Origin of the sequence: Thermogemmatispora onikobensis, from assembly GCF_001748285.1 — a bacterium.
GTDB classification, from domain to species: domain Bacteria; phylum Chloroflexota; class Ktedonobacteria; order Ktedonobacterales; family Ktedonobacteraceae; genus Thermogemmatispora; species Thermogemmatispora onikobensis.
Window position 1 is genome coordinate 114,296 of sequence record NZ_BDGT01000008.1, and the last position, 13,253, is coordinate 127,548.

Annotated in this window: 10 protein-coding genes; 5 read left to right on the forward strand and 5 right to left on the reverse strand. The window is 60.8% G+C overall.

The features are described 5' to 3' along the window. Window positions 1-52: 52 nt before the first annotated feature. The 3 genes from argC to lysW are packed head-to-tail and all read right to left on the reverse strand — an operon-like array spanning window position 53 to window position 2,157. Window positions 53-1,120 carry an N-acetyl-gamma-glutamyl-phosphate reductase gene (gene argC, locus BGC09_RS05830; protein ID WP_069802945.1) on the reverse strand — a complete coding sequence of 356 codons (1,068 nt, stop codon included), beginning with the start codon at window positions 1,118-1,120 and terminating at the stop codon, window positions 53-55. Continuing rightward, on the reverse strand, window positions 1,117-1,980 hold the full coding sequence (gene lysX / locus BGC09_RS05835) for a lysine biosynthesis protein LysX (RefSeq protein ID WP_069802946.1): 864 nt from the start codon (window positions 1,978-1,980) through the stop codon (window positions 1,117-1,119). The genes argC and lysX overlap by 4 nt, the downstream gene beginning before the upstream one ends. 3 nt (window positions 1,981-1,983) lie before the next feature. Next, on the reverse strand, window positions 1,984-2,157 hold the full coding sequence (gene lysW, locus BGC09_RS05840; protein ID WP_052887885.1) for a lysine biosynthesis protein LysW: 174 nt from the start codon (window positions 2,155-2,157) through the stop codon (window positions 1,984-1,986). Between the two features lie 1,217 nt (window positions 2,158-3,374). Between lysW and BGC09_RS05845 the strand changes: the two genes are divergently transcribed. The 5 genes from BGC09_RS05845 to BGC09_RS05865 all read left to right on the forward strand — a co-directional run bounded on the left by BGC09_RS05845 (window position 3,375) and on the right by BGC09_RS05865 (window position 11,133). Continuing rightward, window positions 3,375-4,166: a 4'-phosphopantetheinyl transferase family protein gene (locus BGC09_RS05845; RefSeq protein WP_176728852.1), complete on the forward strand. Its 792-nt coding sequence runs from the start codon at window positions 3,375-3,377 to the stop codon at window positions 4,164-4,166. Between the two features lie 87 nt (window positions 4,167-4,253). Beyond that, window positions 4,254-6,173 (forward strand): baseplate J/gp47 family protein, encoded by a 1,920-nt coding sequence (locus tag BGC09_RS05850; RefSeq protein ID WP_069802947.1) that lies wholly within the window; start codon window positions 4,254-4,256, stop codon window positions 6,171-6,173. 235 nt (window positions 6,174-6,408) lie between these two features. Next, a complete protein-coding gene (locus BGC09_RS05855; RefSeq protein WP_069802948.1) occupies window positions 6,409-7,083 on the forward strand; it encodes an SRPBCC family protein in 675 nt (224 codons plus the stop codon). A 463-nt stretch (window positions 7,084-7,546) separates the two neighbouring features. Further along, entirely contained in the window at window positions 7,547-9,652 is a 2,106-nt protein-coding gene (locus BGC09_RS05860; protein WP_069802949.1) for a DUF2961 domain-containing protein, read from the forward strand. 224 nt (window positions 9,653-9,876) lie between these two features. Next, entirely contained in the window at window positions 9,877-11,133 is a 1,257-nt protein-coding gene (locus BGC09_RS05865) for a DegT/DnrJ/EryC1/StrS family aminotransferase (RefSeq protein ID WP_069802950.1), read from the forward strand. A 148-nt stretch (window positions 11,134-11,281) separates the two neighbouring features. Here BGC09_RS05865 and BGC09_RS05870 read toward each other — a convergent pair whose 3' ends face one another. Next, the gene (locus tag BGC09_RS05870; protein ID WP_069802966.1) at window positions 11,282-11,695 is read right to left on the reverse strand and encodes a response regulator; all 414 of its coding nucleotides are present in this window, start codon (window positions 11,693-11,695) and stop codon (window positions 11,282-11,284) included. A gap of 505 nt (window positions 11,696-12,200) precedes the next feature. Continuing rightward, the coding region (locus BGC09_RS05875) for a sigma-70 family RNA polymerase sigma factor (RefSeq protein WP_218103976.1) at window positions 12,201-13,253 on the reverse strand (1,053 nt) is incomplete at its 5' end.

Genomic DNA, 13,253 nt, shown 5'->3' on the forward strand with positions numbered 1-13,253 from the left:
CCTCTTCTCTTGCTCTCCTGACCGAACCGAACCGAACAGAACAGCACTCAGATCAGATCGGATGCAGCCCTGGGAAGGTCAGCCCCAGGGTTTCATCCCAGCCAAAGCGACAGTTGAGCGCCTGCACGGCGTTGCCGGCGGCCCCTTTCACCAGGTTGTCCAGCGCGGCCATGACCACCAGGCGGCGCTGGTCCGTGTCGAGTTCAAAGCCTATGTCACAGTAGTTGCTGCCAGCCAGAATCTTCGGCTCTGGATAGCGGTAGACACCGCTTCGCTCTTTGACCAGGCGAATAAACGGCTCCTCACGATAGGCCTCGCGATAGAGGCGCCAGATCACCTTCTCATCGAGGTCAGTGTTCAAGAAGACCTGGGCAGTGACCAGCACGCCACGCACCAGCTCCACCGCGGTCGCCGAAAAGGCCAGCGTCTGCCGCCAGGAGCCACCCACGCCAGCCAGAGCGCCTAGCTCCTGGATCAGCTCGGCACTATGGCGGTGACCGGTCGGCTGGAACGAGCGGACCGCCCCGCTGCGGTCGGGATGATGGCTTCCCGGCCCCGGCGTAGCGCCCGCCGCCGAGGAGCCAACTTTCGCATCGACTACCAGGGGCAGCCCCTGGTCAACAAGGCCAGCCCGATAGAGCGGAGCCAGACCGAGGATGGCCGCCGTGGCCATGCAGCCCGTTCCGCTGATGAGGGCCGCCTCGCGTAGTTCCTGCCGATGCAGCTCGGGCAGCCCATAGACAGCCTGGGCCAGCAGCTCCGGCTGCGGATGCTCCTTTCCATACCAGCGCAGATAGAGGTCCGGCGAGCGCAGGCGAAAATCTGCCGAGAGATCAATGACTACTGGCGCCAGATTGCGGTAACGCTCGATAGCCTGCATCGCCGTTCCATGCGGCATGCAGAGAAAGATCACGTCACAAGTCGACAGGTCATCATAATGGCAGAGACGAAGGCCGCAGAGTTTGCGCAGATTGGGATGCAGGCTATGCACATACTGGCCAGCGTGACTGCTGGAAGCCACCTGGGCAATCTCCACCTGGGGATGGAAAAGCAGTAGACGCAGCAGCTCGCCCGCTGTGTAGCCCGAGCCGCCCACGATCGCTACGCGCACCTGACTCATCGCTCCGCTCCTTGCAGCACGCATTGCTCGATGTAGTCCAGCATCGCGCCAGGAATGTCGACCCCGGTGGGAGCGATGCTATTGCGGAATTCCATTGTGGCATTGATTTCGTTAACCAGCAGACCACGCTCTTCGTCTTCCAGGAGATCAATGGCCAGGATGCCACCGCCAACCGCCTGCGCCGCACGGACACAGAGGGCATCAAGCTCGGGAGTAACTGGGCAATTGCTGGCCTGCGCCCCGCGGGCCGTGTTCGTGATCCAGTGCTCGCTTGTGCGATAGATCGCGCATATTGTGTGCTCTCCTACAACAAAAGCTCGAATATCGCGTTGCGGCTTCTGTATATATTCCTGGATATAGTGCAGGTGATGCTGATAGGAGCCTAGCGTCTCGCGGTGCTCCAGCACAGCCTCAGCAGCGTCGCGGTCATTGACGCGCGCGAGCAGCCGCCCCCAGGAACCGGTGGTTGGCTTGATGACCGCAGGATAGCCCAGGGCCTCAATGCCGCGCAGAGCGCTCTCGGCACTACAGGCCAGGAGCGTACGCGGCGTAGGAATGCCGGCGCGCAGCAAGGCCAGGGTGGTTTGCAGCTTATCGTTACAAAGAGCTGTTGTTGCTGGACGATTGAAGACGTGCACTCCCCAACTCTCCAGAACCTGAGCCACTGCCAGGCCGTGGGACTGGCTCACGCTGCGACACAGCACGGCATCGTAGGAGCGCCAGCGCTCATCGGGACGCGCCAGATCGAGAAGCAGCTCGCCATCGTTGAGCAGGTCAAAGGCGATGTTGCGCTGGCGCATAGCCTCGATGAGCAGCTTCTCCTCAACGCGGATGCGCGAGGTCAGAATTGCCAGCCTCATGCTCTATTCACCCCAATCCTCTTCAACACGCGGGGCCAGCGCCACCGCTGGCTGCTCCAGGTTGGTTACCTCCAGCTCAGCATTACAATCGGGACAATAGACGATTTCGCCGACAAGTCTATTCTGCAGATCAATTTCGGCCTCACACTCTGGACAGAGGGCCACCAGTTTGCTCATGACGGTTCCTCCTGATTAGCAGCCTGATTGCAGGCCAGGGTCTTTCACCAGCTACAGCCAAACAAAAACGCTCTTCGCCCCTTCTCGCGAAGGACGAAGAGCGTCAGTAATCGCAATCGACAGCTCTCGCGGTACCACCTTCATTCGCCGGCACTCCTGCGCACCGGCCTCAGCGAGCACGCCAGCGTGCTCTTGCCCGTTAACGGGGGCCTCCGGCAGAGGTCTACTCTCGCCCGCCTCAGCGGACGGGACGATTTCTTCTCGCGGCTCCAGGGTCTTTCTCACGGCTCACGATAGACGAGCTTTCCACCAACCGCTCGCTCTCTGGCTATCGGAGGAACCGCTACCTGTCCCCTTCAGCGCCTTCTCTGACTGTGACCGTATCTGTTTGTTTGCTTGCTTGCTTGTTTACCTATCAGGCTCTCTTTAGAGAACCAGTAACCGGCGCGTGTGGCCCGGTCCCCGCTGGCCGGCTCTCACCAGGCTCTCACTCTGAGTCGCCTGCTTCTTTTCTGCTACTGCTGCTGTCCGTTTTCTCCGCGGGTCTGTGGTAAGCGGATGGCGTCATAGGTCATGGACTGCAGCAACAAAAAAACTCTTCATCCTCGAAAGGACGAAGAGCGCAACAGAGATGGCGGCTCTCGCGGTACCACCTTCATTCGCCGCTACCTCACGGCAGCGACCTCGGCGAGTGCAATCCCCTGATCTTCTTTCTTTCTTTCAATCCCTGGTTTCAATCCCTGGGTGAGCTTCTCCAGGAGCGAGACTGCACTCCTGCCCGTTAACGGGGGCCTCCGGCAGAGGTCTACTCTCGCCCGCCTCAGCGGACGGGACGATTTCTTCTCGCGGCTTCGGGACCTTCTTCACGACCTGCCAGCATACGAACTTTGCACCAACCGTTCGCTCTCTGAATGCGGCCTGGCCGCTACTCATCCCGCAACGCCTTTCGCTCTTAGAATGGGTTGCTTTTTTGGGATTTATACCATTTTTTGCCGCTGCTGTCAAGTCCCGGGGAAGACATTGGCCTGGAGCCACAGTTTTGGTTTTGGTCCCTGGCGCCCAGCCGGGTTGTTGCAACAGGAGATGCCACCTGGCACGTCCTATGTAATGAAGAGAGAGACAGAGGTGTGGGTGCTCACCAGTTCCTTCCTCTGCTGAGGGGAAGGACCAGGCACCCGGCTCCGTTGCCAATGAAAGAAGGAGGGCCAGGCCACTACATGAGCACTATGCTCCCCTGGTACTACTGGCCATGTGCGCCAGCTCAGCTGAGTCTCGCCCAGGGCGAGGTCCATATCTGGTGCGCCTCGCTGGCTCTGCCCACCGCCAGGATGGCAGAGCTGGCCACAGTTCTGACGCCTGCAGAACAGGAACACGCCGCTCGCTTTCGCTCGGCGCAGGCCCGCCAGCAGTTTATGGTAGCGCGGGCGATCCTGCGCCTCATCCTGAGCCGCTATCTTGGGTTGCTTCCACAGCAGTTGCGCCTGCGTACCAATCCCTGGGGAAAGCCAGAGCTAGATCCTGAGCCAGCTCGCCTTCAGCCGAGGCTGACATTCAATCTGTCGCACTCCGAAGCGCTCGCTCTCTATGCTGTGACAGGCGGACGGGCGATCGGCATCGACCTGGAGTATTTGCGCCCTCTGCCAGAGGCCGAGCTGGAGCAGCTCGCCGCCCGCTACTTTGCGCCCGCGGAATATCGGACGCTCCTCAGTCTGGCAGACGAGGAGAAGCTGCCAGCCTTTTTCCGCTGCTGGACCAGCAAAGAGGCCTATGTCAAGGCGCGCGGTCAGGGCCTTGCGCTGCCTTTGGATGCTTTTGAGGTGTCGCTGACTCCCGCATCTCCCGCCAGGCTGCTGGCCAGCACCGAAGAGCCAGATGCTCCTCAGCGCTGGTCGCTGCTGGCCATCGAGCCAGCACCGGCCTATACCGCTGCCCTGGCCGTCGAGGGCCATATCGAGCATGTAGCGTATTTCCGCTGGAACGATCAGGAGCCTTCTCTTTTCGCCACTTGACAAAGCAAGCGTCCAAGCTCATAATCCAGGCAGTGAGTCTATCACTAGTTGGCGGCGGCCTTCGCAGAGAGCAAGGAGGCACGGAACATGAAAGAGCATCACAGCGGTGAGCTGCCCCCATCAGAGGTATTGCGCAGCCAGGCTCTCAGTATCATCGAGGTGCGACCCGGTGATCCACGCCAGCAGGTGCTCACAGCTATCTTGACGCAAGAGAAGCTGGGGCGCAGACAGACGCTGCTGCTTCTGCCAGCCGACAATAAGGCTTTCTACCGCAAGGTTGATTTCGAAGGGTTGCGCGAGCTGCAGCGCAAGCTGCAGATGCAGCTTGTCATTATTGCTCAGCCCGGCTCGAAGGTGGCTAACTACGCTCGCCAACAAGGCTTTCCTGTCTTTTCCTCGCTGGAAGACTATGCCACCACAACTCGGCTCTATCAGCCTTCGCCAGGCGAGAGCGCTGCCGCCGCCGAGGAGCTGGCGCCCCCCCCCGCGCCCGCCAGAGGCACTGCCGAGGAGCCGCGTGCCGGCGCTCTGCCAGGCCCAGCTTCAGCAGCACCCGAGAGCGAGGCTCCCCCTACCGCAAGCAGTCTCCCCACTGCTCATGAGAGAACAGCCGGCACTCTCCTTCCTCTGGTGCCAGTGATGAGCGGTCGCCCCCCCTCTCTGTTGAGGCACCAGGCCCGTCCGTCCAGCAGCTTTCTTACTCGTAAACGTCTCTGGCTGCTGCTCGGCCTGGTCATTGGACTGCTCCTACTCATCAGCATCGCGCTGATCCCCCTGAGTCAGTTCTTCGGTGGGGCAGCCAGCGCCGCCAGCGTCACCATCGTTCCCCAAACGCGCCCTCTTCAGCAGATCTATACCCTGACCGGGCAACCGGGCGTCTCCGCTAACGCCGCTCGCCACCAGATCGGCGCACGCCTGCTGGCCTCATCCGAATTGCGCCAGAGCCGCCAGGTACCAGCCAGCGGGCACGGCGTGACCCCGGCAACGCGGGCCAAGGGTGTTCTGACTTTTTACAATGCTTTGCCTGTACCTCAACGTATTCCGAAAGGCACCATCCTGAGCGACCAAAGGGGCGTTCAGGTCATCACCGATCAGACAGCTTCGCTGCCAGCGGCTACACCTCCTGTGGAGTCCAGCGCGAACGTCCTCGCTCATGCTTTGCAGCCAGGCAGTCAAGGGAATCTCCCGGCCTTCGCCTTCCACACTGTTTCTTGCTGTAGCAGCGGCATCACCGTCCAAAATTCCCTGGCCTTTAGCGGCGGGGCCGATCCTCAGCCCTATACCTATGTACAACAAAGCGATATCGATCAGGCCAGCACGGCCCTCCAGATGAGCCTCATTGCAGCAGCCCAGCGCGATCTCCAGGCACGAGCGGCAGCTAATGAGCGCTTCGTCGGCGGAGCAGAGTGCCCGGCCTTGACGAGCGCCGACCATCAGGCAGGCGACCGGGTGTCAGAGGTGACAGTGACGGTGACTGTCGTCTGCAGCGGCGAGGTCTACGATCAGGTGGGGGCTCGCGTTCTAGCCGCCAGCCTGCTCGCTAACGATGCCGCGCGCAACCCAGGGCCAGGCTACAACCTGGCCGGCCAGATCGCCACGAACATCGTGTCGGCTACCCTCGATCCTCACCAGCAGGGTCTTATCACGCTGCGCGTGCAGGCCGCGGGCATCTGGGCCTACCGCCTCGACCCTCAAGAGCGCCAGCGACTGGCAAACCTGATTAAAGGGAAATCCAAAGATCAGGCGCTGGCTCTGCTCAGACAGCAGCCAGGGATTCAGAGTGTCTCGCTCGCTCTCAGCGGCAACGGGTCCCGCCTGCCGGATAATCCCGGCTCGATTAGCATCCACGTAGCCACGGTCGCCGGTCTGAAAGCCTCGCCACTGCCGACGATCTCCCCCTCCCCGGCTACGCGCCTGGCTCAGCCCGCTAGCAGGAGTACGCCCTCAGTGATTCCTTCTCCTCTTCCCAGGACCTCCGCTACAGCGATAACCCCTACTGTCCCTTAACTGGGGTCGGACTACCGGAACGGGACCATAACCAACGATCTTGCGTTTGACTGATTGCTACGCTCTGAACGGCTGCCAGGCCCTCGCCCCCTTCTGTCTTCTCTTGTTATCAGATTTCTATATATACATTGATCTGTCATAGCCCGTGTCCATACTGAGAGCAGAAAGGAAAGTGACGGATCAGCATATATGCTCGTTGCAATGGAGACGCACATCAGGAAAGGAGTGGACTTCTGTGAGTCGCATTATTGTTCAGAGCGAAAAGGTTATCTCTGGTAAGCCAGAAGATATCTACGCGATTCTAGCTGACTATAAGGGCCGTCATCCGCAGATTCTGCCAGCTAACTTCCAGGACTATCGGGTTGAGCAGGGCGCCCAGGGCGAGGGCACAGTGGTGAGCTTTCGTTTGCACGCTGGCGGACGGGAACGTCTCTACCGCATGCGGGTGAGCGAGCCAGTACGGGGCCAAACCCTGACAGAGAGTGATCTCAATTCCTCACTGATCACAACCTGGACGGTCACGCCGCTCGACGATGGGCAACGTACGCAGGTACGCATTGCCACAATGTGGGAAGGAGGCAGTGGCCTCGGCGGTTTCTTTGAGCGCCTCTTCGCTCCTTTGGGCTTGCGACGGATCTATAACCAGACCCTGGCTTCGCTGGCGGCTGTGGTCGAAGGTCGACCCGCAGAGGGGCGCCGCCCAAGCAGCCCAGTGCTCTTGCTACCGCTATTAGCGTTGCTCATCGCCCTACCTTTGTTGATTCGCCTGTTCCAGCAACGCCGCCGACGCTCGAAGCTGCCAGCGCGCGTTGTCCCCGCCAGTAAGTTGAAGGAAGCCCGCTCGCGGCTCCGTGAGGCTCGCCATCAGGCTGCCCGCGCGCTCCCTCGTTTGCGCTCGCTGCGGGCCTGAGTCGATCCGATGACCACCGTTGATCACCCTCAGTTGAGCAGGAGAGACGCCACCTGAGACGGTTGGCGTCTCCTCGGCTCTCTCCTTCTTTCGCCGCTCGCTGCTTGACAACCTTCTCCGAAGTCGTTATCCTCCAAAGCAGGGATAGATGCAGAAGATTACAAACAAGCTAGCCCTGATTAAAACGAAGACACGCTTCTGAAAGAGAAAAAGGCTCGCTTGCTTCCAGCAGCTATCTCCTTCCGCTGCCTGCCTGGTCCGCCAGAGTTGCTGCCATCGATTGAGGCACGAGACCAGGCGAGGCCTGTCCTGGCCGGCTCAGGCCCCTTTCGGACCTCGGGGCCTCGGCAGCGAGGAAAGGGCAGGCTGAGCAGGAGGAGCCAGGTTTTGGCTGAGCTGACCTGGTACTTGCGAGCGAGAGAGCAGTAGCCTGCTCTCCCCCGTTGGAGAGAAGAGACAGAGGATGGCTTTTGCGATGAGAGGGCAGTGGCCTGATGCGTATTGGGATCAGAGAGCCAGTCGTGGTCGTCTGCTGGTGCATCTGGTGCTGCTCATGGTGCTGCTACCGCTGCTGGTGGCGCTCCTTGGCAGATCGGCCTTGGGCGGCTTCGACTCGCTCGCCAGCGGCTGCACCGCGTTCTCCCTCTCTCCAGGGCGCACGCCGCCGCTCTATCTGGGCCTGGCGGCCTATCGCTTTGTGGATAAGCTGGCCTATCTGGAGATCGGCGATCGCGCCCTGGGTTTGTCCACCGCCGATCTTTTCGGAAACAATGCCGATTCTTCTCATTACCTGCGTGCCCTCCCTGGCGGTGGGCGTGTGCTTTTCGATGCGCTCGGCCCCGGCCTCTTGACCTTCGCCCGTATGCAGGAGGAGATCGGTGCACCCTGGCTGCTCTACCGCGATGGCGAGCTGCACAAGTTCTCAGCCAGCGATTTGGGCCAGCAACAACCTACCTCACCGCTGGCCAGCCTCTTTCCATATCCTTTCTCCCTAAATGTAGATGAGGACGAGGGCAGCAGTATTATTGCTCTGCCGCTTCCTTTTGCTCAACGCCTGACCCTGAGCACCACGCGCCCCAATGGCAATTTCTATGCGATCTATCGACGCTTTCCCTGGGGGAGCACGCCCCCGCAGTGTTCCGCCAGTATGACAGCGCGGCTGGCCAGCCTGCTGGTTAGTACTCACGCTACGGCGCTGCCTGAGACGGCCCCCTGGCAATGGAAGCGTGGGCAGCTGACCCTGCCGCCAGGGAAGCGTGTGACTTTTCTGACTCTACGGGGGCCTGCCCAGGTGCGGGAATTGACCTTTCGTGTGCCGCTGAGCGAGGCGGTCGCTTTTGGAAGGAGCTGGCTGTCGATCACCTGGGACGGTGAGCGGCAGCCCTCGGTGGTCGCTCCGGTGAAGTTCCTCGCTGGCGATGGCGCTGGCCTCTACCGACCCGTGGGCCGTCCTTTGGTCGCCAGCTGGTTGGCAACAATCCAGAGTGAGAGTAGTGGCAATCAGCGACTGATGGCCTTCCATCTTTATTGGCCGATGCCTTTTTCGCGCAGCGCTCGCCTTATGCTGCAGTCGTCCCAACGGCTGACCACCGTAGACTGGAGCGTGGCTTTTGAGCCTTTTCCCGATCCTCCCAGCTGGTGGGGGACCTTTCATGCTACCTATACCAGTGTGCCCCATCCGCCACAGGGCCAGGCCCTGACTTTGCTGGACGTCCACGGAAGTGGCAAGCTTGTGGGAACGGTGATTAATTTCTGGCGACCCGACGGGACGCTGGAAGGCAATCCAGAGATCACGCTCGACGATAGCCTGACTCCTCAAATCGAGGTCACAGGCACCGAAGAGTGGGGCCTCGGCGGCGATTACTGGCACGGCGGGCACCAGACCAGCCTGCCCCTGGGCGGCTTTCCCAGCGGTCCAGCTAATCCCCTGGGGAGCGAGCGCGATGGTGCCGCCCTCTACCGTTTCCTGGTTGCCGACAGCATCCCTTTCAACCGCCATCTGGTCTTCCGGCTGGGACATGGTAGCCACAATCAGAGTCCTTACCCCTATCGCGCTCTCTTGCTCTGGTATGGGACAGTACGTCAGACGGCGACTCTTAGCGATACACTGCTCCCCGCACAGGCAGGCAGCCGCTTCCAACACGGCTACCAGGCCGTAGATGAACACTTCTATGATCTGCACGCCGCCGCTATTTACCAACAGGGGAATATCACGCGCAGCGGCACTGTCAGTGCGGCGAGCGGGGCGCTCTCGTTCAGTCTCCGCCTGGCGGCCAATAACGTCGGGGCTTTTCTGCGCCGTCTTTTTGACTACTGCACCCCCAATCAGAGCGCCGCAGTCTACGTGGATGGGGCCTTCGCCGGGATCTGGTACAGCGCCGGTGTGGCCAACCACGGCCCGCCCGGCTCGCCTCGCCACTGCTGGCGCGAGGAAGACTATCCGCTGCCAGCTCAGTTGACGGCGGGCAAAAGCGCCATCCATCTGCGTCTTGTCCCCGTCTCTTTGAGCCAGACATCCTTATCAGCCTGGACGGCCTTCCGCTACCAAGCGTATAGCTTCCTGCCCTAGACCAGTCTCCTCTGCCCGCAGCGGCTCACACACTTGTGCCCCGGAAGCGCACCTTACATCCAGTAAGATCGACATCCTTTCACCATGAGACCGGTAGAAATCACAGGCATCTGTCAACTGATCATGGTAGGCTATCGTTACGACAGCAGTGCTCATCTTGAGCACAGTGACTATTGCGTCCACCGCGGCCTGTATTGTAGACCGCGCAGCAAGGAGGCATAGCTATGAGCCGGTCAGCTTCTTACGCTACTGCCGCCGCCCCGAGCGAGGCGCGGCCCCTGATTCCCGCTCAGGGCAATGGGCGCCGTCTACTACGACGACTGAGCGCCCTCCAGCAGGAAGTGGCCGAAGTCGTGGAGGAGGCAGTTGAGAGCGGCAGTCATACGAATGGGCCCCGTGTTCAGGCCCTGGAGGAGGCATTTAAGATCTATCTGCAGGTGGTCGATGCGATCGCCGTCAATAGCGGCAGCTCTGCTTTGCGGGCCGCCTGCGAGCTGCTGCGCCTGCCCCCGGGAGCCGAGGTCATTGTCCCATCCTACACGTTTATTATGACCGCATATGCGGTCAACGATGCCTTTGCCTTCGAGTCCCAGAGCGGAGCGCTGGCCAAAGGCGGTCTGATTCCTGTCTTTGTCGATATCGATCCTCAGACCTATACGATCGATCCGGCCAGCGTCAGGGACGCCCTAAGCGAGCGCACGCGAGCCATCATCGCCGTCCATATGCTGGGTCAAATGGCTGACATGCGCCCCCTGCTCGATCTGGCCGATGAGCACGAGCTTTTTCTCATCGAGGATGCCGCCCAGGCCCACGGCGCGACCTACTGCGATCCCCAGACGAACCATATTTACCAGGCGGGGAGCATGGGCGATTGCGGCTGCTTTTCGCTGAGCGATGTGAAAAATATCGGCTCGCTGGGCTGCGATGCGGGCCTGCTGACGTTGACTAGACGCCTCGGCTCCCGCCTGCCAGCTCTCTCCGCCGAGGCCCGTGCCTGGCGCAATACGGGTCGCCTCGGGCGGCATCGCTATGAGCATCAGACCTGGGGTATCCGCGCACGGATGGACGAGTATTCGGCCTCAGAGTGTCTGGCCCAGCTGCACTATCTGGCTAGTTGGGTAAGCCGTCGCCAGGAGATTGCCGCACGCTATAACGCTGCTCTGGCTGGCACTTCTTTCACGCCCCCCTATACTGCTCCTGGCCGCGGCCATGCTTTCTTCAATTACATGGTGAAAGCGCCCACGCTGGAAGCCCGCCACCTGCTGGAGTCCCGCCTGCGAGCGGCGGGCATCCAGGTTGCCGATACCTATAGTGTGGTGCCTGATCAGCCTCTCTATCGCCAGGGTCTGCTTCCCTGCCGTACGGTGGCCGCTGAGCGAGCGCGGGAGGTTGCTCATTTACTGGTGGCCATTCCCTGTTACCCTGAGCTTGGTGAGGAGGAGATTGCCCGCATTGAGGAAGTGTTGAGCCGTTGCCCGTAAGCGGCTCCCAGCCCTGCCCTGCCCAGTCCTGCCCTGCCAGGCTCCTCACTAGAGGAGGGCCCAGCGCCGGTGACAAGGCTTTTCTCTGCCTCTCCCGCCGTCTCTCCTGCCTTGCGCCGGTGCTGGCCTCTTCCCCTTCTGTTTCCGTTTATTCACCATGAGCCTCTTGGGGAGAAGACCCGCTCTCTGCCTCAGCCAGGTGCGTCTTGATGAGTGCCAGGAGTTCTTCGGTCCGAAAGGGCTTGGTGAGATAGGCGCTGGCACCGGCCAGACGCCCCTTGAGGCGGTCTAGAACGCCATCATAGCCGGAGAGAATGATGATGACCGGGCGCCGAGGACGACGGGCCTTGAGGATCTGAGCAATACGGTAGCCACTGAGGCGCGGTAAGGCTATGTCCAGGAGCACGAGATCAGGGAGGAGATCGCGTTGCTGCGCAAGCGTCCTGATGGCCTCTACACCATCAGCATAGGTCAGGCAATCGATACCCTGGCGTCGCAAACATACCTCGACGATCTTGCGCACCGGCAATGAGTCGTCGATCACCATGACAAGCTTGCCCATCGTAGCCTGCCCTTTCCTGGAAACGAGGCCCAATCGCTGACTGGCCTTAATAAGCTGAGCGATCTGGCCCTCATCGGTCAATGATACTGGCAGGTTGCTGCTTTCTTACTGCTCTCGCCGGAGGGAGGGTAGCCAGCCAGAGGCGATGGCGCCTCCTGGTTTTGCTCCGCCCATCTGAGATAGCTCGACCTTCGTAGTGGTAGTGGAACGGGCGCTTTAGCCGCCATGCCTGTCTCGTCTTGCGGTCCCGTCAATCCGATAAGGAAGCTGACTATAGACTGGGTCTGGCCTTGACTTGACAGGTGGTTCGTTCTCCCCACCAACTCCTTCCCTGTCAATAGCGCTCGTTGCGCGCGAGCAAGAGAGCGACCGAGTCCGGTAGCGCCCCCTGGGCAAGCATGGCTGAGACGGCCTGGCCTGGCCCGGCCAGGAGCGGGCAGCGAGCGCTTCGGCGCTCTTCCTGTCTCCCGGCCAGGACGCCAGCGACCGACCATATCCCGCTCCGTCAGGGCACAAGGAATTCTTCGAGCATCCGCTGGCGGCAAGGTTCAGCCAGCTTGCGCAGGGCCTTGGCCTCGGCCTGCCTGATGGCCTCGTGCGTGACTCCCAGTTTGCGCCCAACCTCTTTCAAGGAGTGCTCACGTGCCCCCTGAAGACCATAGCGCAGGCAGAGGATGCGCCGCTCGTTGGGGCTGAGACTCTGCAGCATCTCCTTGATGTGCGTTTCCAGCATCTGGCGAATGACGACCTGCTCAGGCGAGTAGGCGATGTCGTCTTCAATGGTGTCCCTGAAGGGGATCTCATCTTCCGAGCTGGTAGCCGGTGAGTCGAGGCTGAGCGTCTCTTCGCTAGCCTGCAAGAGCGCGATCACCTGCCGCTCCGAGAGATCTAGCTCCTCCGCCAGGTCCTCGGTCGTGGGATCACGCTCAAGGTCCTGCTGCAAGCGCTGGCGCACCTGGGTCAGACGCTTCAGCTCTTCGCGCTTGTAAAGCGGCACCCGAATGGTGTGGGCTTGCTTGGCCAGGGCATGCGACATGGCGCGCTTGATCCACCAGGTGGCATAAGTGCTAAATTTGTAGCCCCGGCGATAGTCAAATTTCTCGATGGCATGAATGAGGCCAATGTTGCCTTCCTGGACCAAATCCATCAGGTCCATTCCCAGACCCACGTACCGACGTGCGATGCTGACAACCAGGCGCAGGTTGGACTCAATGAGCTGCCGCTTGGCCTCTTCTCCTTGGGCAAGGATGTAGGGATCAGGATAGGCCTTCTTGCGCTCCTCACGGGCACGCTCCATCTGCCGGGCCAGCGCCGTCACTTCTTCGGCAGAGAGCTGGCGCGTGCGGCCAATCTCGCGCTTGTACATCTGACGAGAATCACGCAGGCAGAGTATGTCTTGCTCAGACTGCATTGATGTCTTGTCATCCGCAATATCAGGGAAGGCCCGCTCGACAAGCCGCGGTCGCAGGCGCCATTCTTCATCGTCGGCTGGTCCGGCACCAATGACAACGCAGGTGGAAGTGGGCTTAGGCAAAACACTGACCATAGATACACTCCT

Excerpts from the sequence above, each read along its gene's own strand:
- argC (WP_069802945.1), bottom strand. The coding sequence starts at position 1,120 with ATGAGTCAGGTGCGCGTAGCGATCGTGGGCGGCTCGGGCTACACAGCG.
- lysX (WP_069802946.1), bottom strand. The coding sequence starts at position 1,980 with ATGAGGCTGGCAATTCTGACCTCGCGCATCCGCGTTGAGGAGAAGCTG.
- lysW (WP_052887885.1), bottom strand. The coding sequence starts at position 2,157 with ATGAGCAAACTGGTGGCCCTCTGTCCAGAGTGTGAGGCCGAAATTGAT.
- BGC09_RS05845 (WP_176728852.1), top strand. The coding sequence starts at position 3,375 with ATGAGCACTATGCTCCCCTGGTACTACTGGCCATGTGCGCCAGCTCAG.
- BGC09_RS05850 (WP_069802947.1), top strand. The coding sequence starts at position 4,254 with ATGAAAGAGCATCACAGCGGTGAGCTGCCCCCATCAGAGGTATTGCGC.
- BGC09_RS05860 (WP_069802949.1), top strand. The coding sequence starts at position 7,547 with ATGGCTTTTGCGATGAGAGGGCAGTGGCCTGATGCGTATTGGGATCAG.
- BGC09_RS05865 (WP_069802950.1), top strand. The coding sequence starts at position 9,877 with ATGAGCCGGTCAGCTTCTTACGCTACTGCCGCCGCCCCGAGCGAGGCG.
- BGC09_RS05870 (WP_069802966.1), bottom strand. The coding sequence starts at position 11,695 with ATGGGCAAGCTTGTCATGGTGATCGACGACTCATTGCCGGTGCGCAAG.